Consider the following 26,376-nt stretch of genomic DNA (forward strand, 5'->3'; position numbering starts at 1 on the left):
GGCAGGGGCGGCTGGATTCGAACCAACGGATGCCGAGATCAAAACCCGGTGCCTTACCACTTGGCGACGCCCCTAATATAATCATCATTACAGGTGAGGTTGGCAGGGGCGGCTGGATTCGAACCAACGGATGCCGAGATCAAAACCCGGTGCCTTACCACTTGGCGACGCCCCTAACGTGTAACCTTAAAATGACTAAGAGGAGATTCTTTTAAACTATTTACCAAGTAAGATTTACATGGTGAATGCTTAAGAATTTCATCAATATTCATTTCATTCGTTACTTCAATAAAAACACAAGCACCTGTACCTGTAAGCTTTGCTTGACCAAATTGATCTAAATATTGCATTGCTTCTTCTACTTCAGGGTATAACTGCCGAGCCAGTGGCTCAAAGTTATTTCCAAAATTAGAAGGTTCTAACTGATAGGCGCAAAATTTAGTGGTCTTAGAGTCTCTTGTCAATGTTTTTTGTGAAAAAAGCAATTGAGTGCTGATAAAACAATCAGGTTTTAAAATAATGAACTGTTTTTGATCTAAGTCTATGAATGATAAATGTTCACCGATGCCTTCAGCCCATGCATTTTTACCGTAAATAAAAATTGGAACATCAGCACCGAGCTTAACACCGTAGTCCGCAAGTTGTTCTTGCTCTAGGCCACATTCCCATAATTGATTTAACACAATAAGCGTTGTGGCGGCATTAGATGAACCGCCGCCTAGACCCGCGCCCATTGGAATATTTTTTTCAATTTTGATGTGCAAGCCACAAAATTTTTTCGCATGTGGTTTTAGTATTTGAGCTGCCCGATAAATCAAGTTTTCTTCAGCTCGAACTTCACTTAACCCATCGATTTTGATTTCTTCGCCCAAAGTCGGTGTAAATGTCATCCAATCATATAAATCAATCAGTTGGAAAATGGTTTGTAGCTCATGGTAACCATTTTCACGTCGGCCTGTAATATGTAAAAACAGGTTGAGCTTAGCAGGGGAAGGAACTCGAATCATAGATTTATATAATTAGACTTAGCGGTTTTGGATGACCATTGTAATACGGTTTTCTTTATCTTCAGCAAGAGCTTGCTTTAAAACCAGTTTGTTCGGCAAAGTTTGTTCACCATCGTAACTGAAATTAACCGTCCAGCCATCTTCAACCAGTTGGCTCACTCGATTTGCAGCGTCTTTCGTAATTTGAGTATTTAGCGTTGCTGGTTTGGCTAAAATCCAGCTCGTTAAGTGCGTAATTGGTGCTTGCCAACCCGTTGCACGTTCTAAAAGTTCTTCTGGAGAGGCTGCGCTAATAAGTCCTGTTTTAGAGCTGTTTAAAGTTACTTCGCCCGGTTTACCCTGAATTTGGGTTTTTCCAACGCCTAAAATACCGCTTAATTCGATATCAAAATTATCTTGCTGTTGAAGCCAGGTAAAAAAAGCACTACCGGTTTGCTGTGGTGTACGAACTCCTATCTTACCTTGCAAATTAAAGTGTTTTTCGTCTTGAACTTGTTGGGTAACCGCAGGTTTTGGTTGAGTAAAATGCTGACAACCGGTTAGAAATAATACACTTGATCCACAAATCGCTGTGCACAGTTGGGCAAATTTGCTCATATATTTAACTCTTTTTTGCAGATGTAGGTAAAATTAACGCATCAAGCTGTTGTAATTGTGGATCATTGGCATGTTTTTGTTTCAGTTGTTGTAACACTGCGCTAAATTGCGTGAGTGACCCTTGCATATACAAAGCTTTAGCATAACGAACGCCAATATTTATATTATGGCTAAGTTCATAGGCTTTGCCTAAGGCTTCCGCCGCAGCTTCATAATCGTTCTGTAAAAATGCAATATAACCTAGCGTATCAAGAATTGAGGCCTGTTCAGGCGCATATTCTAATGCTTGCTCTGCATACTGACGTGCTTCTTTTAAACGACGGTTTTGCAGTGCCAGTGTATAAGCATATGCATTCAGATACGTTGGGCTGTTGGGCTCAAGTTGTAATAATTGTTTTAATGTTTTGTCCAGCTTGTCACGATCCGTATATGGATCAAGTAATAAAACTTCCGCATAAATCAGTTCTGGGTCGTCGGGTAGGTTTTTAATTGCTTCATCTAATAGATTTAGTGCAGCTTTTTTATTTCCCATTTTCTTTAAGATTTCAGCTTGGGCTTGATATAAGAAACTTGCATGTTGAGGATAATTTACTCGTTCTTGAGTAAGGAACCGTAAAGCATCGTGTAAGTTTTCTTGTTTATCATATATTGCGATCAAATTTCGTCTCGATACCACATATAAACTGCCATCAACTAAACGATAGTATGCTTTTGCAGTTTCATAATGCTGTTTACGCTCTGCATTAATGGCTAAGTAGTAATACGCTTCATTTTGGTATTTTGCCGAGTTTCGTAGGTCAACAAGATATTGTTCTGCTTTGTCATATTGCTTTAAATCAATACTCGTTAAGCCTGCAATAAATAAGGCTTCTTCAGCTTTAGGGTTGGTTTCTATAATCTTTTCAAGTTTTTCTAACGCAAGCTGAGATTGGTTAATTTGTATGAGATAGCGGATTTCAGCTAATCGAATATCTAAATTTTTCTTATTTTTACGACTCGACTTTGCATACCATTTAAGCGCACCTTCTTGATCGCTGAGAGCAATAAGTAAGTTTGCTTTCATTAAAATAAAGCTCGTTACTTTAGGACGTCGACGTAATGCTTTGTTAATGTTGGTTAGCGCAGTTTGTAATTGACCATTTTGAGCTTCTAAATTGGCGATGAGTGCTAAAATAGAAGGATTGTCTTTTTCTGCGCTAGAACGTAAAGCTGTTAATAGTACTTCTCGATCCTGCGCATTTTCTGGAGCAATGCTAGCCAAAATTTGTTCTAAATCGGCAGTGGGATCTATCTTTAAAATTTTATCTAATGTCTCAGCAGCAAGCTGATATTCGTGCGTTTTTAAAGCAATGTGTGACAAATAAAATAAAGCTGGTACATCTTTAGGCTCTTGAGCTACCCAATGAGTAGCAATATTTAAAGCAGCTTGTAAATCATTATATTCAAGTGCAACGTCTAAAGCTCTCTGCTTAATTGATGTAGAGTTGCTTTTAATTGCGAGCACTGTGTAATTATGCAAAGCGTTTGGAATATCGTCATAAGCTAGAGCAAATTCAGCGACCATCGTTTGCTCTAATGCCTGATCAAATGAATGCACGGCATAGGTCTCTTGCACAGGACGTGCATAGACATACGAGGACATGCTACCTAACAACAAGAATGTGGTAGAATACTGTCTTATCGAAGCACCGTTAAAATTAATACGGCTATTCATTTGACGCAATTTTTATTGATCCAAAGTAATGCTTTTTATGACACCGATGTTGCACAATAGCATAAATTTAGCGAAATGATGATCTGATATGTCTTTCTTTGCATTGGGTGTCAACCATCAAACAGCTTCTGTAGAACTCCGCGAACAAATTGCTTTCAATGCAGAGCGATTAAGTCGTTTGCTTGCCGAACAACGCCACCACCAAAACTTAAAGGATTTGGTGGTCGTCTCGACCTGTAACCGTACAGAAGTTTATGCCATGGCAGAAAACGCCGAAAGCCTTCTAAAATGGTTAGCCGATGCCAATAATATTGATGTAAAGCAGTTAATTCATCATGTTTATCGTTACGAGAATACGCAGGCGATTACACATTTAATGCGAGTAGCGAGTGGTCTAGATTCTCTCATGCTTGGTGAGCCGCAAATTTTAGGGCAGGTTAAAAGTGCTTTAGCATTGTCTAAAGAAGCTCAAACGGTCTCTCCTGAATTAAATAGTGTTTTTGAATACGCTTTCTATGCAGCTAAGCGTGTACGTTCCGAAACAGCGGTCGGTAGTCATGCTGTTTCGATGGGGTATGCTGTTGCACAACTTGCTTTACAAGTTTTTAGTAAGCCTGAAAAGCTTACCGTAATGGTTGTTGCTGCAGGTGAAATGAATAGCTTGGTTGCTAAGCATTTGGCTGAAATGGGTGTCGCGAAGATTATTATTTGTAATCGTAGCCGTGAGCGTGCTGACCAGCTGGCTCAGGAGATTGCACATCAGGTTGAAGTTGAAATTATTGAGTTTTCAGCATTAGCAGAAAATTTATATCGTGCTGATGTCGTGTCGAGCTGTACTGGTAGTTTATATCAAGTTATTGCTTATTCTGATGTTAAGGCCGCATTGAAGAAACGTCGCTACCAACAAATGTTAATGGTTGATTTAGCGGTACCACGTGATATAGATCCTAAAGTTGAAGCACTTGATGGGGTCTATTTATATGGTGTTGATGATTTACAAAGTGTGATTGATGAGAACCTTGCCCAACGTCGTCAGGCGGCTGTTGAAGCAGAGGTCATGGTTAATCAATTAGCTACTCAGCTTATTACGCATCAAAAAGTTAAAGAGGCGGGTAGCACAATTCATGCTTACCGCCAGCACAGTGAAGAAATTAGTCAACAAGAGCTTACACATGCGTTAGAAGCTTTGCATCATGGTGAGAATGCCGAACAGGTGTTACAGCAATTTGCTCATCGTTTGACACAAAAACTTATGCATCCCACATCTATCTTGTTACGTGAAGCTGCTAAAGCAGAAAATCCTGATTATTTTGAATGGTTACAACAGCATTTACAGGATGTGTTTGAGCATGAACGTAAGCCAAAACATTAAGACAACAGCTTTAAGCTAATTTGTTTTGTTAACTCATTGAGCTGTTGTCTTAGATTTCTTGATTCAATTAAAGAAATCGGTGATTTCAGTTTTTGACGTAAATATCTTTCTTGCAGACTTAATGAATATTCTTTAGCTAACTTGTCAGCTACTTCAGGAGCTTGTGTTAATGCTTGAATATTTGTTCTTTGCATAATATCGGCGATTTCATGGCAGTAACTACTACACGCACCAAGCACATAATAAGTTGCCAACTCTTGATCATCTGGTAAATCATCAAAAATACGGTTTAAGATTGCCAGTACTTTGGCTAATAATTCATCTTGGTGAATATAAGCCCGTAATCCTTCAAAATGAATATAAAGAAAAGGATGATGCATTAAAATTGCAATCGCAAAGTCTTCATCTTTTGTATGGATGTTAAATGAGAGCGAGGCATCGTGGCTGATTTGTGGGGTAAAACGTTTACCTAGTCCGAGTTTTTCACGGAAAGATTGAGTAAGTAAGTAACGGAAAGAACCTTGTTTTGGCAATAACTCGGTGAGTTCTCTGAGTTCTCCCATGACTAAGCTTTTCCCTTCAGGCGTACTGATATCGTGTTGACCTGTTAAGTGCGCAAACACGAAATCGGACAGAAGAGGGGCTTGTTGTAATAGTTTTTGGAAATTCTCGAGTCCTTCTCGACGGATGAGAGAGTCGGGGTCGTGATCATTGGGTAGAACAAAAAATTTAAGTTCACGACCATCATTGAGAAGGGGTAAAGCAATTTCTAAAGTTCTACGTGCAGCTTTTTGACCTGCTGCATCGCCATCAAAAGCAATCGTAATACGACTATTTTGTTTGAATAGAATATTAAGGTGCTCAGTATTACTTGCGGTCCCTAACGTTGCCACAGCTCCAGTAATGCCATATTGCTGAAGCGCAATGACATCCATATAACCTTCGACCATTAACCAATCACTGGATTTAAGCTTTCTTCCTTCATAAAGTCCGTAAAGTAGCTGATTTTTATGAAAGACTTCTGAGTCTGGCGAGTTAATGTACTTAGGTTTAATTTCGTCATTTAAGGCACGCCCACCAAAACCAACCACTCGGCCTTTAGGGTCGCGAATTGGGAAAATGACGCGGTCACGTAACAAATCAAAATCACGCCCATTATCACTTGAGCGGATAAGTCCGAGTTGTTTTAAACCGTCAATATCATAAGGAAAAGCTTTTTCTAGATGTTGCCAGTCTTCTGGAGCATAGCCTAAGCGCCAAAATTGAATCGTCTGATTGGTTAGTCCACGCTGTTTAAAGTAATTTTTTGCCTTTTGACTATGAGGTAATTGTTGTTCATAGAACTGAGCAACATTTTCCAGTAAGTCATATAAATTACCTTCTTGAACTGGTTCATCAAAGCTAAACGGCTGTTCGAACTGAGCAAAAGGGTCATCAAAAAATACTGGTTCAAGTGTGTTGTAGCTTTCATCCGATGGCCGCTGTGGAGTTACAAGTTCTGCCGTATTTGTTTTAGTAACGGGTGGCTTTGTAACCTGACGGGTATAAGATAGTTTTTTATTTTCAGTATTATCTTTAGGTAATTCAATTCCGGTACTACTCGATAACTCTTTCATTACCTCAATAAAGTTTCGGTTATCGATATCCATAAGAAAACGGATTGCATTTCCGTTAGCCTGACAACCAAAGCAGTGATAATACTGCTTGTCACGGTAAACATGGAATGATGGCGTTTTTTCTTGATGAAAAGGGCAACAGCCGGAATATGTACGTCCGGTTTTTTTCAATTTCACACGTTGACCAATCAGATCGACAATATCTGTGCGATCTAGAATTTGATCAATCGTATGTTGTGGAATTGCCATAATTCAGATAACCGTATTAAAACTTGATGAGACAGTGAGTCAGAATATTCTGACATGATGAATCGAGATATGCCCAATAAATATTTTAATATTTTATAAAAACAAACAGGCAAGTGATATCACTTGCCTGTTTGTTGATGTTTTTTAAAGCTTAAACTTATTGAGCAGCGTCATCCGCACCTTGTGTTGCCTCATCTGATTGAACATCAGTTGAAGCTTCAGTAGAGGTTACAGCTGGTGCAACAGTTGTATTTTCTGCTGCTTGTGACTCAGGTTTGTCTAATAAACCGAAGCTTAAACGGTTTGTCCAACTACGTTCAGACTTAGGAGCTTCAACAGGTGTTTGTTCTGGTGCTTCAGTTTCTTCTTTATCTGAATTACCAATTAAACCAAAACTAACACGGTTGAGGAAACCACGTTTTGGAGCTTCTGCTTCAGTTGTGCTCTCTGGCGTTGCAGCAGTCGATTCACGACCGAAAATACCTAAAGTTGCACGGTTGATCCAGTTACCTTCTTTACGAGCAGCACGCATGTTAACTGTGCCGTCTTTTTTCACCAAGCTTGGATAATTAAGTTTTAAAACTTCAATATATTGTTGCGAAGTAGCTTTATCACCTAACTTGTCATAGCTATATGCCAAAGTGGCTAAAGCTTCTGGAATTTGAGGTGTTTGTGGATAGTGTTCAATCACCCATTGCGAACGTTCTGCAGCGGCGATCCAAGCTTTACGCTTAACGTTGAAGCGAGCGGCAGTCATTTCATTTTCAGCAAGTTCTTGCCCAATGAATTTCATACGCTGAGCAGCATCAACAGAATATTGGCTACTTGGGAAACGACGAATTAAATCAACAAAGTTTTGATACGCAACTTTTAAATAACTCACATCACGATGTGACTGTTGCAAAGAGGTATAACGCATCAAACTGTCGTAGTTTTGCTCCATATTGGCAACAGCACGAACATAATAAGCATAATCCACATTTGGATGTTGAGGATTTAAACGAATAAAACGTTCTGCTAAGGCAATGGTGCCTTCATAATCTTTTTGTTTAAATTTCGAATATAGAAGTTCAAGTTGTGCTTGTTGAGCGTATTGTCCAGTCGGATAATAAGTATCGATTGCCTCTAAAGACTTGGTCGCATCAAGATATTGACCACGGTCAAGCGACTTTTGGGCCTTTTCGAAGTAAGCTTGTTCACTAGATTGAGGGCCAGTATCGACCACTTCTTTTTTACTTGGATTGCTGCTACAGCCCACAAATGCAGACGCTACGCCTAAAGATAAGGCAAGCATCGTAATTTTATAACGTGGTAGCGACATAAAAACTCCTCTGTTATGTTGGGCAATGAGCTACAATTGCGCTATTAAACCACTTTTATCTCAATGATCAAATGACTTCAGCACAATCTTCAAACACAAACTTCTCTGAAACCGACTTCAATTTACTTGAAGATTCTGAGGATGCAGATAACCATACTTCTGATACAACTGCAACACGTTTATCGTTGCAAGTTCAGCTAGATGAAACCTATCTGGGACAACGTATCGATCAGGTAGCAGCCTTGGTATGGAGCGAGTTTTCACGTGAAAAGCTCAAGCAATGGTTGAAAGATGGCCATCTGTTGGTGAATGGTAACATTGTCAAGCCTAAACACCGTTGTGAAGGAACTGAGCTGCTTACGCTCGAAGTAGAGCTCGAAGCCCAGACGACGAGTCAACCTGAAAATATTCCACTTAATATTGTCTATGAAGACGATGATATTTTAGTTATTAATAAGCCGGTAGGCATGGTAGTACATCCAGGAGCAGGCAATAGTTCTGGAACTTTAGTGAATGCTTTGCTTTACCATTTCCCAAAATTGGCAGAACTTTCGCGCGCTGGTTTAGTACACCGTATTGATAAAGATACCAGCGGTTTACTGGTGGTTGCTAAAACTCTAGAGGCCCAATTTTCTTTAAGTAAACAGTTGGCAAATAAAACGGTTTACCGTGTATATGATTTGGTTGTTTATGGAAATATTATTGCTGGCGGCACGATTGATGAACCAATCAAACGCCACCCAGTTGATCGTGTAAAAATGGCAATTTTACCGGGTGGGCGAGATGCAGTAACTCACTACAATGTAAAAGAACGTTTTAAAGATTTTACCCGTGTACAAGCTCGCCTTGAAACAGGACGAACACATCAGATCCGTGTGCATTTTAGTTACATTGGTTATGGCTTAGTTGGTGATCAGGTTTATATGAACCGTGTGCGTGTGCCAGCTGGTGCATCTGAGCTGCTCATTGAAACTTTACGTGGTTTTAAACGTCAGGCATTGCACGCAGCTAAATTGGGCTTAAAACACCCTCGTACTGGTGAAGAAATGCTATTTGAAGCGCCGTGGCCTGAAGATTTCACACATTTAGTGAATGTGTTACGTTCAGAAAACGCTGCATATTAAGGACGTGCATATGGAATTTGTTCAAGGTTTACCTCAAGGCGTATTTGTAGGGCAGACACGTGTTCAGCATCCTTTGGCATTGCCAACAGGTCAGGTTGAGTTATCTGGCTTTAATCTGGCTTTACATGTCAAAGATGAGCCACAGCGTGTTCAACAGCATCGAATGATATTGTTAGATGAGTTTGCGAAATTTGGTGTTAAAAAAATGACATGGATGACCCAAACGCATAGTACGATTTGCCATACTGTAAATGAACAAATTCCTTTTAAAGCTTTAATCGGCGATGGTTTGGTCACCCAAACAAAAGGTCATGCTTTAATGATGATGACGGCTGATTGTTTACCTGTCGTGTTGGGAAATGCCGAAGGAACCGAAGTCGCTAATTTGCATGCCGGTTGGCGTGGTTTAGCAGGTGGCATTATTGAAAATACAGTGACGGCTATGCAAAATCCTCCAACTTGGGCATGGTTAGGAGCTGCAATTAGTCAACCTTGTTTTGAAATTGGGGCTGAAGTAAAAGCTGCCTTTTGTGATAAATATCCAGAGTTGGAAACAGCTTTTGTTGAAGGCGTGGCTCCAAATAAATTTCATGCAGACTTATATGCTATTGCACGCTTTATTTTGCAAAGTCTAGGTGTGCAACAAGTTTTGGGCGGAGATCGATGCTCTTATCAACAGGATGAAGAGTATTTTTCTTATCGTCGTGATGCGAAGACAGGGCGTATGGCTACGTTTGTTTTTATGTAAGTTTTGATCACCGCCTTAAATGACTCTCTTATTTTATATTCATTAAAAAATAAGAGAGTTTTTTATTTAACTCCAAAATATTTCTATAGTATGCGGTAGTGAAAGCCTTATATTTCATATTTATAGATGAAGGTTTAGCAAGCGTTAATAAAATGATAAAATAGAAAAAATCGCTCAAAATTTTAAACTTATGTCTTTGCCTGAAAAACATCTCTCTATTGTCTACCACAGTCCATATGGTCATACCGCGAAAGTAGCTTCCGCTATTGCTGCTGGGGCAGAGGTGATAGGTGTAAAAGTACATTTAATGAATATTGAACATATTGATTGGGATGCACTTGATGCATCGCATGGTATTATTTTTGGTTCACCTACCTATATGGGAAGTATGACGGCCGACTTTAAAAAGTTTATGGACAGTACATCTAAACGTTGGAAAAATCGTTTATGGCAAGGCAAGCTTGCAGCTGGCTTTGCAAATTCAGGTGGGTTGAGTGGCGATAAACTAGCGGTTTTACAACAATTAAATATTTTTGCGATGCAACATGGCATGCTTTGGTCTGGGTTACCTTTGATGACTACAGGTCATAGTGAAAAAGATTTAAATCGATTATCGAGTTGTTTGGGTTTAATGACGCAGTCAGATAATGCACCTGTTGAAATTACTCCTCCACAAGGCGATTTAGATACGGCTAAATGGTTTGGCGAATATCTTGCTGGACTCTTATATAGATTAAATTAATAAAATTCAAAATGTAAAAAAAGCCTCTAAAAGAAGAGGCTTTTTATTTAATTACTTATGAAATATACGAGCTTTATCACGCTGCCAATCGCGATCTTTTTCAGTCGCACGTTTGTCGTGAAGCTGTTTACCTTTCACAAGCGCGATTTCAAGTTTAACCAAGTGACCTTTCCAGTAACATGCCAAAGGAACACATGAGTAACCTTTTTGGTTAACTGAACCTGTTAGCTTTTCTAGTTCTCGGCGCGATAATAATAATTTACGTGTACGTGTAGCTTCAGGTACTACATGAGTAGATGCTGAAAGGAGCGGTTGAATTTGTGCACCAAATAAAAACGCTTCACCATTCTTAAAAATGACATAACTTTCTGTCAAACTCATGCGACCAGCACGTAAAGACTTTACTTCCCAACCTAGTAAAGACATACCAGCTTCAAATTTTTCTTCGATAAAATAATCATGGCGGGCACGTTTGTTTTGTGCGATGGTTCCGCCATTATGTTTTTTCACTACTGTCGCTTTCGCCATAATTCAAACTTCCACAATTATGCCTATTGTGCCGTAAACTGATGCTAAGGTGAAGTTTTTCCTGCACGTCAATATTTCGCCTGATGTATAACTTTTGCTAAAATAGGTTCACAATACAATTAGAGTACTAGCGGATGTCTAAAACGCGTGTAATTTATCCTGGAACATTTGACCCCATCACGAATGGACACGTTGATTTAGTTACTAGAGCATCAAGAATGTTTGATGAGGTTGTAGTAGCAATTGCAATTGGACATCATAAAAACCCTTTGTTTAGTCTAGAAGAGAGAGTTGAACTGGCCCAAACTTCATTAAGCCATTTATCAAATGTTGAATTTGTCGGCTTTGATGGGTTGCTAGTTAATTTTTTCAAAGAGCAGAAGGCAACAGCAGTACTTCGTGGTTTAAGAGCAGTTTCTGATTTTGAATATGAATTTCAACTTGCCAATATGAACCGCCAGTTGGACCCACATTTTGAAGCAGTGTTTTTAACGCCATCTGAGCAGTATTCATTTATTTCTTCGACATTGATTCGGGAAATTGCTCGTTTAAAAGGGGATGTAACCAAGTTTGTTCCGCAAGCTGTGGTTGAGGCCTTTGAACGTAAACATCAACAAGGTTGGTAAAGTGTCGTTATATATCACCGATGAATGCATAAACTGTGATGTTTGTGAACCAGTTTGCCCAAATGAAGCTATTTTCATGGGTGAAGTGATTTACGAAATTCATCCAGATTTATGCACTGAATGCGTTGGTCATCATGACCAGCCGCAATGTCAGTTATTTTGTCCAGTAGACTGTATTCCTAAAGATCCGCAGCATGTGGAAACGGAAGAACAGCTATTAGACAAATATAAAAGATTAATTGCTCAAAAAAGCACAAGCAATTAGTAAATAAATTTGTTAATATGCGCCCCTGAGGTGAGCTGGATGGTCGCTGCTGTGGAGGTCTTCGTGACTGAAGCAGGGGAGGAAAGTCCGGGCTTCATAGGGCAGGGTGCCAGGTAACGCCTGGGCGGTGAAAGCCGACGGAAAGTGCAGCAGAGAGTAGACCGCCTCATTCGTGAGGTAAGGGTGAAAGGGTGCGGTAAGAGCGCACCGCGTGTCTGGTAACAGTTCACGGCATGGTAAACCCCACCAGAAGCAAGACCAAATAGGAATCCTGAGGTACGGCCCGTACTGGATTCGGGTAGGTCGCTTGAGCGTATGAGTGATTGTACGCCTAGAGGAATGACCATCCTCGACAGAACCCGGCTTATAGGCTCACTTCACCTCATTTTATTTAAAATTTTTCTTGACGTGCGTTAAAGAAGTTAAGATAATGCGCGCACAGTTTTCGGCTATGTAGCTCAGTTGGTTAGAGCACCGCACTCATAATGCGGGGGTCACAAGTTCAAGTCTCGTCATAGCCACCATTTTATAGACCACGCTCCTGCGTGGTCTTTTTTTTATGCTCATTTTTTGATTAAACACAGTTTGTGAAGACCGACTTTATAGTTGTGGCATTGTTTGTCTAGACCAATTTCTTCATGTTCTTATAACACTTAACAAGGATGTTGAAGACATGAAAAGGTCATTATTATTTTTAGGAATTTTAAGTTTAACTGCGGGAGTAGAGGCTTCTGCGGCTGATTTGAGTTGGGGAGATCCAACTTTAGATTCGGGTCAATTTAAAGTGTCTGGCGCAGTACGTTCTCGTTATTTGCATAAAGATTATGTGGTTGATGCAAATGAAGGGTCCCAAAATGATGATTGGCGGTTAACTGATATTAAATTAGTATTAGGTTATGAAAATCCAGTTTGGATTGCAGGTGCGGATGCCCGTTGTTATCAATATAATCGCTTGTGTGATGCGATTTTTCTAAAAAAAGCTTGGGTAGGTTATAAATTATCTGATCAGCAGAGAATCATGGCAGGTTTGCAACCCGTTGATTTTGGCTTTGGCGAATTTTGGGGAAGTAGCTATTACGAAACTCTTTTAAATACTGTCGGTTTAGAAGATATTGATAATCTCGGGATTAAATATAAATTTGCAGATGATAAATATAATTTGACCCTAGGATTCTATCCCACTGATGGCGGAAATTATAAGGGAACTTCAAAGGACTCAAGCAGATACAGTGGTAACTTTGTGGAAGCTGATGATTTAACCACAGGTACTAATATCGAAGAAAAAAATATGTGGATCGCGCGGGCCTCTAGAAAATTTGAGCTTGATAAAGCTCAAAAATTTTCGACCGAGTTAGGTGGTTCAGTTTGGTATTCTGATTTAGAAAATAAAAGAACAGACGAAGATGGACACCGCAAGTCATGGAATGTATTTACTCAAACGCAATATCAAGCATGGCAATGGATGTTCTTAGTAGGTAAGCAAGATGTGACGAATGGGGATGATTTATTGCCAAATAGCTCAACCATTGGAGCATTTGATTATCCATATCAAGTTGCCAATAAAGGTAAATATTTGGTTAATGAAATTAACTATACCTTTGCTAAGCCATTCCACAAACTTGAAAATATTAAGCCTTATATCTCTCATAGCCGCTTTTTCAAAGATGAGGATGGATATAAAGACTCTGAGCGTTTAATTGCAGGCGTTTATTTTAATTACAAAGCCATTGGTATTCAGGGTGAATATATTATGAGTAAAAACGATCCAATGGTTGGTGGTGGGGCTGATGGCCTTGCACAAGGTAGTAGTAATGATTGGGATAAATTATTTTATCTTTCAATTGGGTACTATTTTTAAAATTTAAAAGCAATTTATTGCCCTAAGTGAGCAGGCGTCACTTAGGGCTTTTTTTATAGGAAGACTTTTTCTGGCGGTGGTTCTCGTTTAACTGCCGGAGAAATGAGTTGTCCTCGGGTTAGGTTTTGAATGTGCTGTAAACGATTGAGCAATTCGTTTTGAATAAACAAAATACAGGTTTGTAATTTAGATGAGCTTTTAAGCCGTGATGGATAAACCGCCCATATATCTGCATCTTGCCAATATTCAGGCAAAATATGCTGGAGTTGACCTGTAATTAATTCATCTGCTACATCCCAAATTGAACGGAAAATAATGCCATGACCTTCTATAGCAAGCTGATGAATAATTTCGCCGTTGTTAGAAACAAAGCGTGGTTTGATATGTACTGCGACATCTTCAGAGGCATGCCTAAATTTCCATAAAACTGAAGATTGATCGCGTTCACTAATCGTTAAGCAATCATGTGACTGCAAGTCTTCAATACAGTCCGGTACTCCGTGTTTAAGTAAATAACTTGGCGCCGCACACAAAATTCTAAAATTAGACGCCAGCTTCTTCGCAATCATATTCGGTGCGATTTCATTACCAATTCTAATGTCCAAATCAATACTGTGTTGAATCAGGTCTTTGGTATTGTCGATGGTGTCAAAATGAATTTGAAGCTTTGGATAGAGCATCATTAATTTAGACAGAATCGGTGCGATATGTTTTCTGCCAAAACCAAAGCTACTAATAATATCCATACGACCCGTAGGTGTACTCAGCGGGTTATTCACCAGTTCACAAACTTCATCAAATTCTTCAAGAATATTTGAAACTCTCTCAAGGATGAGTTTGCCATCTTCTGTCAGACTAACGTGACGCGTACTGCGATGAAAAAGTTTGCAGCTCAACGTGTTTTCTAAAATATTAATTCGCTTGCTAATAAAAGCTGGCGAAGTCCCGAGTTCCTCAGCAGATTCGACAAAACTTTTTAGTTTGGCGACTGTGCAAAAAACCTTTAAATCCGATAGGTTAGGTAGATTATTCACGATCCGTGTCCATTGGAGTGATAGTTCTGTTGTTGATCATTTTTGCTTAAAACATCATGTTTAAGCCATACAAGGATATTAGTCGAAGGTGTGAAGGAAGCTTATGGCAAAAAGATATAAAGTTGCCACGATTGCAGGCGATGGCATTGGTTTAGAAGTTCTACCAGAAGGCATTAAGGTTGTAAAGGCAGCAGCAGAGAAGTACGGGATTGAGCTTCAGTTAGATGCATTTGAATGGGCAAGCTGCGATTACTACCTTGAGCACGGCAAAATGATGCCAGATGACTGGTTTGAAACTTTGCAGGGCTACGATGCAATTTATTTTGGCGCTGTAGGCTGGCCAGATAAAGTACCTGACCATATTTCACTATGGGGGTCGCTACTCCAGTTCCGTCGTGGTTTTGACCAATATGTGAATTTACGTCCAGTGCGCTTAATGCCGGGTGTTAAATGTCCCTTAGTAGGTAAAAAACCGGGCGACATCGACTTTTACGTGGTCCGTGAAAACAGTGAAGGTGAATATTCAGCTATTGGTGGTAAGGCTTTTGAAGGAACAGATCGAGAGTTTGTTTTACAAGAAGCTGTATTTACACGTCATGGCGTAGATCGCATTTTGCGTTATGCATTTGAGTTTGCAAATCAGCGTGATGCGAAAAAACTTACCGCAGCGACCAAGTCAAATGGTATTGCCGTTAGCATGCCGTATTGGGATGAGCGTGTTGATGCGATGGCAAAACAATATCCACAAATTCAGGCCGATAAACAGCACGTTGATATTTTAGCAGCTCGTTTTGTTTTACAACCTGAACGCTTTGATGTGGTTGTTGCATCGAATTTATTCGGCGACATTCTTTCCGATTTAGGACCTGCATGTACGGGAACTATAGGTTTAGCGGCTTCGGCAAATTTAAACCCAGAAAGGAAATTCCCATCATTGTTTGAACCTGTCCATGGTTCAGCACCAGATATTTACGGTAAACAAATTGCCAACCCAATCGCTGCGATTTGGTCGGGTGCCATGATGTTCGAGTTCTTTGGTGAAGAAGACGAGCGTTGCATCCAAGCAGGTCAGGACATTATGCAGGCGATTGAGTATGTATTAATTAATGGGCCAAAGACAGCCGATATTGGTGGTCAGGCAAAAACTTATGAGGTAGGAGATGCAATTGCATCGTGTGTAGCCCAAATTAAAATGGACGTGTTCGCTATGGAATAACGCCATCCAAAAAATGGATGTATGGATATGGATAATCAAAACACAAAAATTTATACGGATAAAGTTCTTGCCGTAACCAGTTTACTGTTTGTATTTATTTCAGTTGCTGGTTTGGCAATTTATTCGCAAGAGTCGATCAAGATTGCTGCAACATGGATGCAGTGGACGACATCGGTATTTACAACCCCAGTATTACTGTTTGCTTTTTTAGCTATTATTTTTACTTTTGGTCTGGCTTTTAGTAAATACGGCAAAATCAAACTCGGTGAAGGAAAGCCTCAATACACCACGATGTCATGGATTTTTATGTTCATCTTGTCAGGTATTGGGTCTTCTACACTGTACTGGGGCTTTTTGGACTGGGCTTACTATTATCAAACTCCAGGTTTGAGCTTACCGCCTGAGTCAGCAGAAGCATTGAAATATAGTGTGGCTTACTCGTTTTTTCATTCTGGTTTAAGTGCATGGGCAATTTATGCTTTGGCATCAATTTCTTTGTGCTACAGCTACCACGTAAGAAAAAACAAAGGTTTAAGTTTGGCTTCAGTGATTGAGGCTGTGACAGGCTTTAAATCAACCGGCGTGGTTGGGCGTTTAGTCGACCTAATGTTCTTGCTTTGTATGTTTGGCGCATTGACGATTTCATTGGTACTCACTGCCGTGACATTTACCAATATTTTGTCTCAGCTCACGGGTATTCCAAATACCTTTATGACCAAAGTCATCATTATTTTAGGTGTTTCGGTTCTGTTCGCACTCAGTTCGTATGTAGGTATGGACAAGGGCATGCAACGTTTAAGTCACATGGTGTGCTTAGGTGTAGTGTTATTTGCGATTTATGTAGTTTGCTTTGGTCCAACTCAGTTCATTTTGAATAACTCATTGATGAGTTTTGGGTTAATGGCAACCAACTTTGTTGATATGAGCTTGTTTACCGATCCAATGGGTGATGGCAAGTTTACTCGTGAGTGGACTGTATTTTACTGGTTGTGGTGGATTTCATATGCACCGGGTGTGGCACTGTTCGTAACGCGTGTTTCTAAAGGCCGTACCATTAAAGAAGTGATCTTTGCCATGGTGATTGGCGGCAGTGTTGGTCTCTGGTTCATCTTTGGTGTGTTTGAAAACTACAGTGTTTATAGCTTTATTCATGGAGCTGTAAATGTGCCACAAATCTTAAGTCAACAAGGTGGTGAGGTTGCAATTGGTCAATTACTCAGCCTGTTACCTGCCGGAAAACTCATGATGTGGATTTTCCTAGGCATCATGGTGGTGTTCTTGGCAGCACATATGGATGCGGTCGGATATGCGGTTTCAGCAACATGTACACGAGGTTTAAGTGAAGGGCAAGATCCCTCACCAAATGCCCGTTTGTTCTGGTGTGTCATGCTGACTTTGGTTCCAATTGCCATGATCTTTAGTAAAGCACCGTTAGACACCATGAAAACAGCAACTATTGTGACGGCTTTACCATTCATCGTGATTATTCTGATTCAAACCTATGGCTTAGTGAAATGGCTGATTCAGGATTATGCCAAAGTTCCATCGCATTTGATTGAACAACAAGGTTATGATGATGCGGAAATTGGTTTAAACCAGTCTCAAGATGAACATGCAAAACGGATGCAGCTTGAGCTTGCAAGCTCAATCAAACTGGATAGAAAAACCAGCTAGAGGGAACGGTAATGACTACATGTGAACAGACTACTTATGTCTTAAGTGAAGAAATGCAAAGCCTAGTGTACTGGAGCAGCATTTATTCCCCAGCAGATGCAGATATTGACTCAATTCGTGCAGCATATGACGCGATGTGCCGACACTACACTTTGCCTCGTGATGGCAAGATCGAAGTAGAAGATCGAGTTGTTGCAAATGCAGAGCATCTTGTACCTGTTCGCATCTATTCACCAAAAACTAATCAACCTGAAGCTGGTTGGCCATGTGTGTTGTATTTACATGGTGGTGGTTGGATGGTCGGTGGACTCGATTCACATGAGTTTATTACCAGTTATTTGTGTCAGGACTTAAATGCAGTTGTCATTGGTGTGGATTACCGCATGGCACCAGAGTATCGCTTTCCAGCAGCTTTTGAAGATTGTTTAGGAGTCTATCAATGGCTTAAACAGCATGGTTTTGATTGGCAAATAGATAGTGAAAATATCGTTCTAGCAGGCGATAGCGCTGGGGGTAATTTAGCAGCAGCCATTGCAATGCATCTACAGCATAGTGGTTTGCAAGCTCAAGGTATGGCTTTGATTTATCCGTGTTTAACTGCAGCGCTTGATACACCAGCCACACAAAAGCATGCACATGCGCCATTACTCACAACGGAAGATATGCATTTTTATTTAAAGGAATATGCACCGAATTCACGAGATTGGCAGGATGTTCGTCTAGCACCTTTATTGGCAACTGATTTTTCAGATATGCCTACAAGTTTTGTGGCAGTTGCAGAATATGACCCTTTAAGTGATGACGGATATCTATTTACCCAAAAATTGCAACAAGCAGGTATCCCGAGCGAGTTCCATTTAGGTAAAGGTTTATTACATGGCAGTTTACGTCTGATGCGTGACTGTCCGGAAGTTCAACATTTATATCAAAACATGCTAAGTGCAATAAGCCGCATGTTGAGTAGTGCCGAAAAGACATCAATTTAATATCGAGTCATTTGGACGAAAAGAATTTAATGGAGTAAAAACATGAGTGCAGTTGAAAAATTACCTGAAGATTTTTGCGCAAACCCAGATGTTGCATGGACTTTCCCTAAAGTTTTCTATACTTCATCTCAAGTTTATGAACATGAAAAAGAATCAATCTTTGCTAAAAGCTGGATTTGTGTTGCACATGGCAGTGAGTTGGCTCAGCCAAATGACTATATTACCCGTAAAGTAATTGGTGAAAATATTGTCATTATTCGTGGTAAAGATAGTGTTTTACGTGCGTTTTATAATGTTTGTCCACATCGTGGTCATGAGCTTTTAAGTGGCAGTGGTAAAGCAAAAAATGTCATTACTTGCCCATACCATGCATGGACTTTCAAGCTAGATGGTAGCTTAGCTTTGGCACGTAATTGTGACCATGTTGAATCTTTCGATAAAGAAAACTCAAGCATGGTGCCTTTAAAAGTTGAGGAATATGCAGGATTTGTTTTCATCAATATGGACGAAAATGCGACTTGTGTAGAAGACCAACTTCCGGAATTTGCTGAACGTTTAAATCAAGCATGTAGCGTAATTAAAGATTTAAAACTGGCGGCACGTTTTGTGACAGAAACGCCAGCAAACTGGAAAGTGATTGTTGATAACTATCTAGAATGTTACCACTGTGGACCTGCACATCCTGGCTTTGCTGACTCAGTACAAGTCGACAAATATTGGCATACAACACATCAAAACTGGACATTACAGTACGGTTTTGCTCGTTCATCAGAGAAATCATTCAAGCTTGATCCATCAGTAACTGATCCTGAGTTTCACGGTTTCTGGACTTGGCCTTGCACCATGTTCAACGTACCACCGGGTAGCAACTTTATGACTGTGATCTATGAGTTCCCTGTTGATGCAGAAACAACTTTGCAGCATTACGATATTTACTTCACTAACGAAGAACTGACTCAAGATCAAAAAGATTTGATTGAGTGGTATCGCAATGTATTCCGTCCTGAAGATTTGAACTTGGTAGAAAGCGTACAACGTGGTTTGAAATCACGTGGTTATCGTGGTCAGGGTCGTATTATGACTGACAAACAACGCTCAGGAATTAGTGAGCATGGTATTGCTTACTTCCAACATCTTGTGGCGCAGCATCACAAATAAAACAAATGGATTTATTCAGGTGTAAAGATGACTTACACCTGATTCTTCAGTTAGGAAGATGATATGTCGAGTTTACAAAGCACAGAATTATTTCAGCAACAAGCCTATATTAACGGGCAATGGTTAGCTGCACAGTCAAATGCAACGGTTCCAGTGACTAACCCTGCAACAGGCGAAGAAATTGGCACAATTCCAAATATGGGAGCGGCTGAGGCTACTCAAGCAGTTGAGGCTGCTTATACTGCTTTGCAAAGTTGGAAAGCTTTAACGGCTCAAAACCGTGCAGATATTTTATTGGCTTGGTACAAACTGGTTCTCGATCATACCGATGAACTTGCTTTAATTATGACCATTGAACAAGGCAAACCTTTGGCAGAAGCGAAAGGTGAGGTGCGTTATGCTGCGTCATTTATTCAATGGTTTGCCGAAGAAGGTAAGCGTATTTATGGCGATGTGATTCCAACTGTCAATAATCAGCAGCGTTTTATTATTAGTAAAGAACCTGTTGGTGTGGTAGCTGCAATTACGCCGTGGAATTTTCCAATTGCTATGATTACGCGTAAAGCAGCACCAGCTTTAGCAGCGGGTTGTACGATAGTGATTAAGCCAGCGAATGAAACGCCTTACTGTGCTTTAGCGATTGCGAAACTTGCAGAAAAAGCAGGTATTCCAGCTGGTGTGATTAATGTTGTTACTGGTAAATCTCAAGAAATTGGCTCGGTATTTACTTCACATGAAAAAGTGAAAAAGTTGACTTTCACTGGTTCAACACCAGTGGGTCGTTTACTGATGCAGCAGTGTTCAAGCACTATTAAAAAGTTAGCGCTTGAGTTAGGCGGTAATGCACCTCTGATTGTATTTGATGACGCCGATTTGGATAAAGCTGTACAAGGTGCGATTTTTGCAAAGTTCCGTAATGCGGGCCAGACCTGTGTTTGTGCTAACCGCATTTATGTCCACGACAATATTTATCAAGCTTTTGCCGAAAAGTTTGTACAAGAAGTACAAAAGTTTAAAGTCGGTAATGGACTTGAAGATGGCGTGCAAATTGGCCCATTAATTAATGAAAAGGCTGTTTTGAAAGCACAGCAGTTGATTGATGATGCAGTTAGTAAAGGTGCTAAGGTCGCTTGTGGTGGCAAACAGCATGCTTTAGGGCAAACCTTTTATGAACCATCTGTTTTAACTAACGTTGATCGTACGATGGAAATTGTCCAAGAGGAAATTTTTGGTCCAGTTGCACCCCTCATTCGCTTTACTGATGAGGCTGATGTTGTTGCTCAAGCAAATGACACCATCTTTGGTTTGGCTGCTTATGTTTATAGTGAAAATATCTCACGTTTATGGCGAGTATCAGAACAGCTTGAATATGGAATGGTCGGTATGAATGCCACAGCAATTTCAAATGAAGTTGTACCATTTGGCGGTGTGAAACAATCAGGTGTTGGGCGTGAAGGCTCAAAGTATGGTCTTGAAGAATTCATGACCATTAAATACATGTGTTTAGGGCTTTAAGGATAAGCCCTAACAACAAGAATATGCGGTAAAAGAAGGATTCTAATATGGCTAATCATTATGAAATGTTCCCAGCGGTTGTTACTCAAGTGGAACAGCTAACCCCTTTAATCAAACGGTTTACGTTCAAACGTCAAGATGGGCAGAACTTTCCTCGATTTAGTGGGGGAAGCCATATTATTGTCAAAATGAATGAACAACTTTCAAATGCGTATTCACTAATGAGCTGTACGCAAGATTTATCGACTTATCAAGTCTGTGTTCGTAAGGATGTAGAAGGTAAGGGCGGTTCAGTTTTTATGCATGATCAATGCAATGAAGGCTGTGAAATCCAGATTTCAGAACCCAAAAATTTATTTCCATTATCTGAAACAGGGAATAAACATATTTTAATTGCAGGTGGAATTGGCATTACACCATTCTTACCTCAAATGGATGAGCTTGCAGTGCGTGGTGCTGAGTATGAACTACATTATGCTTATCGCTCACCTGAACATGCGGCCTTGTTAGATGAGTTAAAGCAGAAACATGCAGAACATGTGTTTAGTTATGTTGACTCAGAAGGTTGCTCATTAAATCTGGATGAACTGCTTTCATCACAACCTAAAGGCACACATGTCTATGTTTGTGGGCCGAAACCCATGATTGATGCTGTGATTGATTGTTGTAACAAGCATCGTTACCGCGATGAATACATTCACTGGGAACAATTTGCCTCAACAGTTCCTGAAGATGGTGAAGCATTTACGGTGGTACTTGCTAAGTCTAATCAAGAAATTGAAGTACAAAGTAACCAGACGATTTTACAAGCCATCGAAACATTAAATATTGATGTGGAATGTCTATGCCGAGAAGGGGTTTGTGGTACATGCGAAACCGCCATCTTAGAAGGTGAAGCAGAACACTTCGATCAATACTTAAGTGATGCCGAAAAGGCTTCACAAAAGAGCATGATGATTTGTGTATCAAGAGCTAAAGGTAAGAAACTGGTATTAGATCTTTAATATATTTCTTTGGACGATCAATTGCTTAAAGTATAATTTTGCTAAAAAACGAACAAATAATGATGATCTGAATCTTATTTGTTCAATTGATGGACATTAAGGGTTTTTACCTATTGACCTGCTATATAGAACTATAGATAATGCGCACACAGTTTACGGCTATGTAGCTCAGTTGGTTAGAGCACCGCACTCATAATGCGGGGGTCACAAGTTCAAGTCTCGTCATAGCCACCATTTTAAAAACCACGCTCCTGCGTGGTTTCTTTTTATCTACTTTTTACTCATTGAAATGTTTTTCAATTATATCGAGTGTTTTTGAGCTTTGATAAAAAGGAGCTAGTAGTGCTTGAAGTAACGGTTCTAAAATACCGTGCTCATTGAAGGCATCCATAACCTTCGGATAAAAACGTAAAGCTTCTGTTTGTAAGTCGTTTTCTGTTAAACCAATTTCACTTAATACTTCAAATAAACTTTGGTCTTTATAAAAATCATAAAAAACTTCAACGCCATACAAAATAAGATCTTGCATAAATTCTGATTGACGTAATTCTTTCCAGTATTCGTAAATTAAAACAAAGAACTCTTCAACATCGAGAGGAGTGAGTTGTTTCATAAACTCATACATTTTTTTATGTCTGATATCTTCCCAAACATGACGCACTAGACTTTCTAAATCTTCACTCGATAAAAGACTTAATTCTGTAAGTTGCTCGTGAATAAAACTGGCAATCCAGGTTTCAAGTTTATGCTCAAGACGTTGCTGCTGCAAAAAGGAAAATTTTTTGAGTTTATGTTGCCATTCAAAATGATAGTCATCCACTCTAGAGGCAGTTAGAAGTTTTGGTAATTTTTGTTCTAGAGTCGAGGTTGCAATATATTGGCAAAGCTGTTGTACAGAAGGGCTGGTTCTTAAAAACTGGTTGAGATAATGAGGAATATGTTCCATTTCCAAAAATTTGGAGAGCCACATTTCAAATTGGTGGTCAGAGACCAAATCTTGTAACTGAATTGGCGATTTCATCGCAGATAAATAAATACGCTGCGCGATTTCCCCAATAAACTCAAGTAAACCAGCACCTAGCTGCATTTCAAAAGCATAGCGTTTCACAACGGCTTGTAGTTGCTCTAAATCAACAACTTCATGAAGCTTGATTTCGTCAGCATGTTGCATAAACAACTGAATGAATTGCTGGAAATAAATAGGTGAGTTTTCTATAGATAATTGTTTTTTGAAAAATTCCACCTGCTCAAGCAAAAGTGCTTGAGCAAGTGCTGTAGTTTTTGATGAGTTTTTCTGCTCAGTCATTCGCTGTCCAACCGTTGACAATCGGATAACGTCGTTCGCGACTAAATGCACGAGAGGTAATTCTCGGGCCAATCGCACCTTGACGACGTTTGTATTCATTACGATCAACTAAACGGATGACTTTTTCAACAACTTCTTTATCAAAACCTTTGGCAATAATATCGGCCTGACTTAAATCTTCTTCGATGTATGCGTAAAGGATAGCATCCAATACATCATAAGCTGGTAAAGAGTCTTGGTCTTTTTGATCCGGACGAAGTTCTGCTGAAGGTGGGCGGGTAATCACACGCTCAGGAATAACAGGAGTTTCGCTTAAGCTGTTACGGTATTTTGCTAATTCAAATACGATAGTTTTATAAACATCTTTTAGAACCGCAAAGCCACCAACCATATCGCCATAAAGCGTACAGTAGCCAACTGAAAGTTCAGATTTATTCCCTGTAGAAAGGACTAAGTTACCAAACTTGTTTGATAAGCCCATAAGCAATGTGCCACGAGCACGCGCTTGTAAATTTTCTTCAGTTGCGTCAGCTGGTGAATTACCAAAGAAAGGATACAAGGTTTGCATGAAGCTATTTACGATTGAGTGAATTTCAGCAATACCGAAAGTCACACCCATACGACGAGCTTGTTCAGCTGCATCCTCTACACTAATTTGAGAAGTATAGGTATAAGGCATCATCACGGCTTGTACTTTTTCTGCACCAATTGCATCAACAGCAATTGCAAGTGTAAGGGCAGAGTCAATACCGCCAGAAAGACCCAAAATCACACCTGGGAAACCTGAGCGCTCTACATAGTCACGAGTTGCCATGACTAAACCTTGATAGATCTCTGCAAAGGTTTCTAAAGCAGGAGCAGACTCAGTGACTTTATATAACTTTGTATCACGATCAAATTCAGCAATATAAATGTCTTCTTTAAAGCTCGGTGCTTGTAAGGCAATTTCACCATTTTGATTGCTAACAAAACTTGTGCCATCAAAAATTAAATCATCTTGTCCGCCTACTTGGTTAACATAAACAATATTTAGATGAAGTTGTTTTGCAAGTTCACTTAAGGTCTGTATACGGTGTTGTGGTTTGCCGACTTCATATGGTGATGAGTTGAGTACAAGAGCAGTATCAACATTTAATTGGCTTAACTGTTTTACAGTATTAATTGACCAGATATCTTCACAGATTAATACACCAAACTTATGCCCAAGATATTCAAAAACTAAGTGCTGATGGCCTTTTTGGAAATAGCGTTTTTCATCAAAGACGCCATAGTTTGGTAAATTGTGTTTGTTAAAAACACCCAAAACCTGACCGTCTTTCATGACAGCAGCAGAATTATAACGTTGACCATCTTCTGTCTGGTTTACAAATCCGAAAACCATAACAATATCTTTAACTTCGGCAAGTTGCGCAAAAGCCTTTTGCATACGTTTATTTAAATTTGGACGTAACAATAAGTCTTCAGCTGGATAACCAATAACAGAAAGTTCGGGAAAAATAATCAGGTCAGCGTCTTGTTTTTTCGCCTGATTTACTTGCTCAATCATCTTTTGGGTGTTTGAGTCAATATTGCCAATATGCGGAGAAAACTGAGCAAGGGCAACTTTAAAACTTTTCATTCAAACCTAATCCTAGATCATAACGAATATAGATACACATAGTGTTGATTTTTATGGATATAATTTTTCAACGATGTGTATGATACGATAGTAAACAATTAAAATAGTAAACAAAAATGTCAAGATCAATAATATATACCAATCCCATATTTTCTGCGTAAAAATAACGAGATTTTCTGTGTAGAATAGAAACACGCTTCATTATTTTTATTGTTTGTATACTGCCTTATCACAAGCTAATTTGGAATAAGGCTGTTCTATTTTTTTCAATAATTTGAATTGAATAAGCGTAATTTTATAGTTTAGATAAGTATTTCTGATTTATAAGAATTATCATTTACATCAGGCAAAAAATGTTACGTTTAAAGAAACATGGATTATTTAGTTACAAATGAAGCTGAGGTGAACAGATAATATTCGGGATTTTTCCTGTGCAAATGTCACGAGCAATTTCGCCTTGCTGTTCAATATTATAAGTACTAAATGCCTTGTCAGGGTGATAGGTGTATTTGTAGGGGTTGTAACTTTTAAGGCTGAGGTAATAGGCTGATTGTAGTAAGGCACCTTTAAGTAGGACATGAATACCTTTTTGATATTGCATGACGTGTGTGAGTTCATGGATAAAAATACCCTGCATAAACTTAGACTCTAGAGCATAATTTTCGCTGTAATCAGAAGGATTGACATAGATATTACCATTTGGCGCCATAAAAATACCGCAAGACTGCCAAGGGAGATAGCGAGTAGCAATAATTTTAGGTTGTTCACAATCGAGCAGATCGCCGAAGACCATTTGAGCTAATAATTTTTCTTGAGCAGTCAAATACCTAATCGGGTAGTTTTTTAAGTGACGGAAAATAAAAAGTGTAAGAAGAATCAATTGATTATGGATTAAGCGTTTAAAGGCATTAAAAGTTAGCATAGCTTTGCCATTAAATGGGTTCATCTATTTCTTTAGCATAGTATAGATCATATATCGTTAAATAAAGAGTCGTGGCTACTCATTAGTTTTATAGTTCTGTTTTCATCAATATTTAAATGAATTTCATGTTTTTATTATTCTGAATAAAATAATTCTTAGAGAAGAAAAGCAAAAGC

23 protein-coding genes, 4 tRNA genes and 1 other RNA gene are annotated in these 26,376 nt (G+C 39.4%); 16 read left to right on the forward strand and 12 right to left on the reverse strand.

Annotation, left to right across the window (positions count from 1 at the left end):
* Positions 1 to 2: 2 nt before the first annotated feature.
* The 5 genes from KTJ10_RS17300 to KTJ10_RS17320 all read right to left on the reverse strand — a co-directional run bounded on the left by KTJ10_RS17300 (position 3) and on the right by KTJ10_RS17320 (position 3,318).
* A tRNA-Gln gene (locus KTJ10_RS17300) sits at positions 3 to 74 on the reverse strand.
* 26 nt (positions 75 to 100) lie between these two features.
* Positions 101 to 175: transfer RNA gene (locus KTJ10_RS17305), tRNA-Gln, on the reverse strand.
* Entirely contained in the window at positions 174 to 1,007 is an 834-nt protein-coding gene (gene ispE / locus KTJ10_RS17310; protein WP_262442505.1) for a 4-(cytidine 5'-diphospho)-2-C-methyl-D-erythritol kinase, read from the reverse strand. The genes KTJ10_RS17305 and ispE overlap by 2 nt, the downstream gene beginning before the upstream one ends.
* Positions 1,008 to 1,025: 18 nt before the next feature.
* A complete protein-coding gene (gene lolB, locus KTJ10_RS17315; RefSeq protein WP_262442506.1) occupies positions 1,026 to 1,604 on the reverse strand; it encodes a lipoprotein insertase outer membrane protein LolB in 579 nt (192 codons plus the stop codon).
* Positions 1,605 to 1,608: 4 nt separating this feature from the next.
* Positions 1,609 to 3,318 (reverse strand): tetratricopeptide repeat protein, encoded by a 1,710-nt coding sequence (locus KTJ10_RS17320; RefSeq protein WP_005070953.1) that lies wholly within the window; start codon positions 3,316 to 3,318, stop codon positions 1,609 to 1,611.
* A gap of 88 nt (positions 3,319 to 3,406) precedes the next feature.
* On the opposite strand from KTJ10_RS17320, the gene hemA reads away from it, so the two are divergent.
* Complete coding sequence (gene hemA, locus KTJ10_RS17325; RefSeq protein WP_057076693.1) at positions 3,407 to 4,690, forward strand: glutamyl-tRNA reductase; 1,284 nt, start codon at positions 3,407 to 3,409, stop codon at positions 4,688 to 4,690.
* Here the strand turns inward: hemA and KTJ10_RS17330 are convergent.
* Positions 4,687 to 6,555, reverse strand: coding sequence for a DNA primase (locus tag KTJ10_RS17330; protein WP_262442507.1), 1,869 nt, complete (start codon positions 6,553 to 6,555; stop codon positions 4,687 to 4,689). The two genes, hemA and KTJ10_RS17330, sit on opposite strands and share 4 nt — an antisense overlap.
* 157 nt (positions 6,556 to 6,712) lie before the next feature.
* Complete coding sequence (locus tag KTJ10_RS17335; protein WP_032005748.1) at positions 6,713 to 7,876, reverse strand: outer membrane protein assembly factor BamD; 1,164 nt, start codon at positions 7,874 to 7,876, stop codon at positions 6,713 to 6,715.
* A gap of 71 nt (positions 7,877 to 7,947) precedes the next feature.
* Between KTJ10_RS17335 and rluD the strand changes: the two genes are divergently transcribed.
* The 3 genes from rluD (at position 7,948) to KTJ10_RS17350 (ending at position 10,490) form a co-directional block, all read left to right on the forward strand.
* Positions 7,948 to 9,000, forward strand: coding sequence for a 23S rRNA pseudouridine(1911/1915/1917) synthase RluD (gene rluD, locus KTJ10_RS17340; RefSeq protein WP_262442508.1), 1,053 nt, complete (start codon positions 7,948 to 7,950; stop codon positions 8,998 to 9,000).
* Between the two features lie 10 nt (positions 9,001 to 9,010).
* Complete coding sequence (pgeF, locus tag KTJ10_RS17345) at positions 9,011 to 9,748, forward strand: peptidoglycan editing factor PgeF (RefSeq protein ID WP_262442509.1); 738 nt, start codon at positions 9,011 to 9,013, stop codon at positions 9,746 to 9,748.
* Between the two features lie 190 nt (positions 9,749 to 9,938).
* Complete coding sequence (locus tag KTJ10_RS17350) at positions 9,939 to 10,490, forward strand: flavodoxin family protein (protein WP_262442510.1); 552 nt, start codon at positions 9,939 to 9,941, stop codon at positions 10,488 to 10,490.
* Positions 10,491 to 10,541: 51 nt separating this feature from the next.
* Here KTJ10_RS17350 and smpB read toward each other — a convergent pair whose 3' ends face one another.
* The gene (smpB, locus tag KTJ10_RS17355) at positions 10,542 to 11,018 is read right to left on the reverse strand and encodes an SsrA-binding protein SmpB (protein WP_002120348.1); all 477 of its coding nucleotides are present in this window, start codon (positions 11,016 to 11,018) and stop codon (positions 10,542 to 10,544) included.
* A gap of 134 nt (positions 11,019 to 11,152) precedes the next feature.
* On the opposite strand from smpB, the gene coaD reads away from it, so the two are divergent.
* The 5 genes from coaD to KTJ10_RS17380 all read left to right on the forward strand — a co-directional run bounded on the left by coaD (position 11,153) and on the right by KTJ10_RS17380 (position 13,767).
* A complete protein-coding gene (gene coaD / locus KTJ10_RS17360; protein WP_005070938.1) occupies positions 11,153 to 11,644 on the forward strand; it encodes a pantetheine-phosphate adenylyltransferase in 492 nt (163 codons plus the stop codon).
* A 1-nt stretch (position 11,645) separates the two neighbouring features.
* The gene (locus tag KTJ10_RS17365) at positions 11,646 to 11,909 is read left to right on the forward strand and encodes a YfhL family 4Fe-4S dicluster ferredoxin (protein WP_086266024.1); all 264 of its coding nucleotides are present in this window, start codon (positions 11,646 to 11,648) and stop codon (positions 11,907 to 11,909) included.
* Positions 11,910 to 11,936: 27 nt separating this feature from the next.
* An RNA gene (gene rnpB / locus KTJ10_RS17370) (RNase P RNA component class A) lies at positions 11,937 to 12,292 on the forward strand.
* Between the two features lie 64 nt (positions 12,293 to 12,356).
* Positions 12,357 to 12,433: transfer RNA gene (locus tag KTJ10_RS17375), tRNA-Met, on the forward strand.
* A gap of 149 nt (positions 12,434 to 12,582) precedes the next feature.
* Positions 12,583 to 13,767 carry an OprO/OprP family phosphate-selective porin gene (locus tag KTJ10_RS17380; RefSeq protein WP_262442511.1) on the forward strand — a complete coding sequence of 395 codons (1,185 nt, stop codon included), beginning with the start codon at positions 12,583 to 12,585 and terminating at the stop codon, positions 13,765 to 13,767.
* Between the two features lie 53 nt (positions 13,768 to 13,820).
* On the opposite strand, the gene KTJ10_RS17385 is transcribed toward KTJ10_RS17380, so the two are convergent.
* Positions 13,821 to 14,801, reverse strand: a complete 981-nt coding sequence (locus KTJ10_RS17385) for a LysR family transcriptional regulator (protein WP_063098226.1) — start codon at positions 14,799 to 14,801, stop codon at positions 13,821 to 13,823.
* A 103-nt stretch (positions 14,802 to 14,904) separates the two neighbouring features.
* On the opposite strand from KTJ10_RS17385, the gene KTJ10_RS17390 reads away from it, so the two are divergent.
* The 7 genes from KTJ10_RS17390 to KTJ10_RS17420 all read left to right on the forward strand — a co-directional run bounded on the left by KTJ10_RS17390 (position 14,905) and on the right by KTJ10_RS17420 (position 22,588).
* Positions 14,905 to 16,017: a tartrate dehydrogenase gene (locus KTJ10_RS17390; RefSeq protein WP_262442512.1), complete on the forward strand. Its 1,113-nt coding sequence runs from the start codon at positions 14,905 to 14,907 to the stop codon at positions 16,015 to 16,017.
* 21 nt (positions 16,018 to 16,038) lie between these two features.
* Positions 16,039 to 17,691 carry a BCCT family carnitine transporter gene (locus KTJ10_RS17395; RefSeq protein WP_262442513.1) on the forward strand — a complete coding sequence of 551 codons (1,653 nt, stop codon included), beginning with the start codon at positions 16,039 to 16,041 and terminating at the stop codon, positions 17,689 to 17,691.
* 11 nt (positions 17,692 to 17,702) lie between these two features.
* Positions 17,703 to 18,677: an alpha/beta hydrolase gene (locus tag KTJ10_RS17400; RefSeq protein WP_262442514.1), complete on the forward strand. Its 975-nt coding sequence runs from the start codon at positions 17,703 to 17,705 to the stop codon at positions 18,675 to 18,677.
* Positions 18,678 to 18,719: 42 nt separating this feature from the next.
* On the forward strand, positions 18,720 to 19,835 hold the full coding sequence (cntA, locus tag KTJ10_RS17405; RefSeq protein ID WP_068529013.1) for a carnitine monooxygenase subunit alpha: 1,116 nt from the start codon (positions 18,720 to 18,722) through the stop codon (positions 19,833 to 19,835).
* 63 nt (positions 19,836 to 19,898) lie between these two features.
* The gene (locus KTJ10_RS17410) at positions 19,899 to 21,350 is read left to right on the forward strand and encodes an NAD-dependent succinate-semialdehyde dehydrogenase (RefSeq protein ID WP_199993029.1); all 1,452 of its coding nucleotides are present in this window, start codon (positions 19,899 to 19,901) and stop codon (positions 21,348 to 21,350) included.
* Between the two features lie 47 nt (positions 21,351 to 21,397).
* Entirely contained in the window at positions 21,398 to 22,354 is a 957-nt protein-coding gene (gene cntB / locus KTJ10_RS17415) for a carnitine monooxygenase, reductase subunit CntB (protein ID WP_262442515.1), read from the forward strand.
* A 157-nt stretch (positions 22,355 to 22,511) separates the two neighbouring features.
* Positions 22,512 to 22,588, forward strand: a tRNA-Met gene (locus KTJ10_RS17420).
* 43 nt (positions 22,589 to 22,631) lie between these two features.
* Here the strand turns inward: KTJ10_RS17420 and KTJ10_RS17425 are convergent.
* The 3 genes from KTJ10_RS17425 to KTJ10_RS17435 form a co-directional block, all read right to left on the reverse strand.
* On the reverse strand, positions 22,632 to 23,660 hold the full coding sequence (locus tag KTJ10_RS17425; RefSeq protein ID WP_262442516.1) for a hypothetical protein: 1,029 nt from the start codon (positions 23,658 to 23,660) through the stop codon (positions 22,632 to 22,634).
* Positions 23,653 to 25,278 (reverse strand): NAD+ synthase, encoded by a 1,626-nt coding sequence (locus KTJ10_RS17430; RefSeq protein ID WP_199978228.1) that lies wholly within the window; start codon positions 25,276 to 25,278, stop codon positions 23,653 to 23,655. Before KTJ10_RS17430 ends, KTJ10_RS17425 begins: the two co-directional genes overlap by 8 nt.
* Positions 25,279 to 25,663: 385 nt before the next feature.
* Complete coding sequence (locus tag KTJ10_RS17435; RefSeq protein WP_199978229.1) at positions 25,664 to 26,224, reverse strand: hypothetical protein; 561 nt, start codon at positions 26,222 to 26,224, stop codon at positions 25,664 to 25,666.
* Between the last annotated feature and the right edge of the window lie 152 nt (positions 26,225 to 26,376).

It is taken from the genome of Acinetobacter sp. WU_MDCI_Abxc222 (genome assembly GCF_025514755.1).
Classification (GTDB): Bacteria; Pseudomonadota; Gammaproteobacteria; order Pseudomonadales; family Moraxellaceae; genus Acinetobacter; species Acinetobacter geminorum.

What these genes read in the sequence shown, in the direction of transcription:
- ispE (WP_262442505.1), bottom strand. Translation starts at nt 1,007, where the DNA reads ATGATTCGAGTTCCTTCCCCTGCTAAGCTCAACCTGTTTTTACATATT.
- lolB (WP_262442506.1), bottom strand. Translation starts at nt 1,604, where the DNA reads ATGAGCAAATTTGCCCAACTGTGCACAGCGATTTGTGGATCAAGTGTA.
- KTJ10_RS17320 (WP_005070953.1), bottom strand. Translation starts at nt 3,318, where the DNA reads ATGAATAGCCGTATTAATTTTAACGGTGCTTCGATAAGACAGTATTCT.
- hemA (WP_057076693.1), top strand. Translation starts at nt 3,407, where the DNA reads ATGTCTTTCTTTGCATTGGGTGTCAACCATCAAACAGCTTCTGTAGAA.
- KTJ10_RS17330 (WP_262442507.1), bottom strand. Translation starts at nt 6,555, where the DNA reads ATGGCAATTCCACAACATACGATTGATCAAATTCTAGATCGCACAGAT.
- KTJ10_RS17335 (WP_032005748.1), bottom strand. Translation starts at nt 7,876, where the DNA reads ATGTCGCTACCACGTTATAAAATTACGATGCTTGCCTTATCTTTAGGC.
- rluD (WP_262442508.1), top strand. Translation starts at nt 7,948, where the DNA reads ATGACTTCAGCACAATCTTCAAACACAAACTTCTCTGAAACCGACTTC.
- pgeF (WP_262442509.1), top strand. Translation starts at nt 9,011, where the DNA reads ATGGAATTTGTTCAAGGTTTACCTCAAGGCGTATTTGTAGGGCAGACA.
- KTJ10_RS17350 (WP_262442510.1), top strand. Translation starts at nt 9,939, where the DNA reads ATGTCTTTGCCTGAAAAACATCTCTCTATTGTCTACCACAGTCCATAT.
- smpB (WP_002120348.1), bottom strand. Translation starts at nt 11,018, where the DNA reads ATGGCGAAAGCGACAGTAGTGAAAAAACATAATGGCGGAACCATCGCA.
- coaD (WP_005070938.1), top strand. Translation starts at nt 11,153, where the DNA reads ATGTCTAAAACGCGTGTAATTTATCCTGGAACATTTGACCCCATCACG.
- KTJ10_RS17380 (WP_262442511.1), top strand. Translation starts at nt 12,583, where the DNA reads ATGAAAAGGTCATTATTATTTTTAGGAATTTTAAGTTTAACTGCGGGA.
- KTJ10_RS17390 (WP_262442512.1), top strand. Translation starts at nt 14,905, where the DNA reads ATGGCAAAAAGATATAAAGTTGCCACGATTGCAGGCGATGGCATTGGT.
- KTJ10_RS17395 (WP_262442513.1), top strand. Translation starts at nt 16,039, where the DNA reads ATGGATATGGATAATCAAAACACAAAAATTTATACGGATAAAGTTCTT.
- KTJ10_RS17400 (WP_262442514.1), top strand. Translation starts at nt 17,703, where the DNA reads ATGACTACATGTGAACAGACTACTTATGTCTTAAGTGAAGAAATGCAA.
- cntA (WP_068529013.1), top strand. Translation starts at nt 18,720, where the DNA reads ATGAGTGCAGTTGAAAAATTACCTGAAGATTTTTGCGCAAACCCAGAT.
- KTJ10_RS17410 (WP_199993029.1), top strand. Translation starts at nt 19,899, where the DNA reads ATGTCGAGTTTACAAAGCACAGAATTATTTCAGCAACAAGCCTATATT.
- cntB (WP_262442515.1), top strand. Translation starts at nt 21,398, where the DNA reads ATGGCTAATCATTATGAAATGTTCCCAGCGGTTGTTACTCAAGTGGAA.
- KTJ10_RS17425 (WP_262442516.1), bottom strand. Translation starts at nt 23,660, where the DNA reads ATGACTGAGCAGAAAAACTCATCAAAAACTACAGCACTTGCTCAAGCA.
- KTJ10_RS17430 (WP_199978228.1), bottom strand. Translation starts at nt 25,278, where the DNA reads ATGAAAAGTTTTAAAGTTGCCCTTGCTCAGTTTTCTCCGCATATTGGC.
- KTJ10_RS17435 (WP_199978229.1), bottom strand. Translation starts at nt 26,224, where the DNA reads ATGAACCCATTTAATGGCAAAGCTATGCTAACTTTTAATGCCTTTAAA.